At 54.7% G+C, this 1548-nt stretch carries 1 rRNA gene; it reads left to right on the forward strand.

What is annotated here, in order from left to right:
- Window positions 1-1548, forward strand: a 23S ribosomal RNA gene (locus J0N78_RS25385); the annotation flags it as partial.

The raw sequence follows: 1548 nt of genomic DNA on the forward strand, positions 1-1548 counted from the left end.
GCTTAGAAGTGAGAATGCCGGTATGAGTAGCGAAAAGAGGGGTGAGAATCCCCTCCGTCGAAAGCCTAAGGTTTCCTGAGGAAGGCTCGTCCGCTCAGGGTAAGTCGGGACCTAAGCCGAGGCCGAAAGGCGTAGGCGATGGACAACAGGTTGAAATTCCTGTACCACCTCCTCACCGTTTGAGCAATGGGGGGACGCAGTAAGGTAGGGTAAGCGCGCTGATGGATGCGCGTCTAAGCAGTTAGGCTGGTAAGTAGGCAAATCCGCTTACCATAAAGGCTGAGCTGTGATAGCGAGGGAAATGTAGTACCGAAGTTCCTGATCCTACACTGCCAAGAAAAGCCTCTAGCGAGGTGAGAGGTGCCCGTACCGCAAACCGACACAGGTAGGCGGGAAGAGAATTCTAAGACGCTCGGGAGAACTCTCGTTAAGGAACTCGGCAAAATGACCCCGTAACTTCGGGAGAAGGGGTGCTCTGTTAGGGTGTATGCCCGAGAGAGCCGCAGTGAATAGGTCCAAGCGACTGTTTAGCAAAAACACAGGTCTCTGCGAAGCCGCAAGGCGAAGTATAGGGGCTGACACCTGCCCGGTGCTGGAAGGTTAAGGGGAGTGGTTAGGCGTAAGCCGAAGCTGTGAACCGAAGCCCCAGTAAACGGCGGCCGTAACTATAACGGTCCTAAGGTAGCGAAATTCCTTGTCGGGTAAGTTCCGACCCGCACGAATGGTGTAACGACTTGGACACTGTCTCAACGAGAGACCCGGTGAAATTATATTACCTGTGAAGATGCAGGTTACCCGCGACAGGACGGAAAGACCCCATGGAGCTTTACTGTAGCTTGATATTGGATTTTGGTACAGCTTGTACAGGATAGGTAGGAGCCGCAGAAGCGTGAGCGCCAGCTTACGTGGAGGCGTCGGTGGGATACTACCCTGGCTGTATTGAAGTTCTAACCTCGAACCGTGATCCGGTTCAGGGACAGTGTCAGGTGGGCAGTTTGACTGGGGCGGTCGCCTCCTAAACAGTAACGGAGGCGCCCAAAGGTTCCCTCAGAATGGTTGGAAATCATTCGCAGAGTGCAAAGGCATAAGGGAGCTTGACTGCGAGACCTACAAGTCGAGCAGGGACGAAAGTCGGGCTTAGTGATCCGGTGGTTCCGCATGGAAGGGCCATCGCTCAACGGATAAAAGCTACCCTGGGGATAACAGGCTTATCTCCCCCAAGAGTCCACATCGACGGGGAGGTTTGGCACCTCGATGTCGGCTCATCGCATCCTGGGGCTGAAGTAGGTCCCAAGGGTTGGGCTGTTCGCCCATTAAAGCGGTACGCGAGCTGGGTTCAGAACGTCGTGAGACAGTTCGGTCCCTATCCGTCGTGGGCGTAGGAAATTTGAGAGGAGCTGTCCTTAGTACGAGAGGACCGGGATGGACACACCGCTGGTGTACCAGTTGTTCCGCCAGGAGCATAGCTGGGTAGCTACGTGTGGACGGGATAAGCGCTGAAAGCATCTAAGCGTGAAGCCCCCCTCAAGATGAGATTTCCCATTACGT

The organism is Alkalihalobacillus sp. BA299, from assembly GCF_017745675.1.
Lineage (GTDB): Bacteria > Bacillota > Bacilli > Bacillales > Bacillaceae_F > Alkalihalobacterium.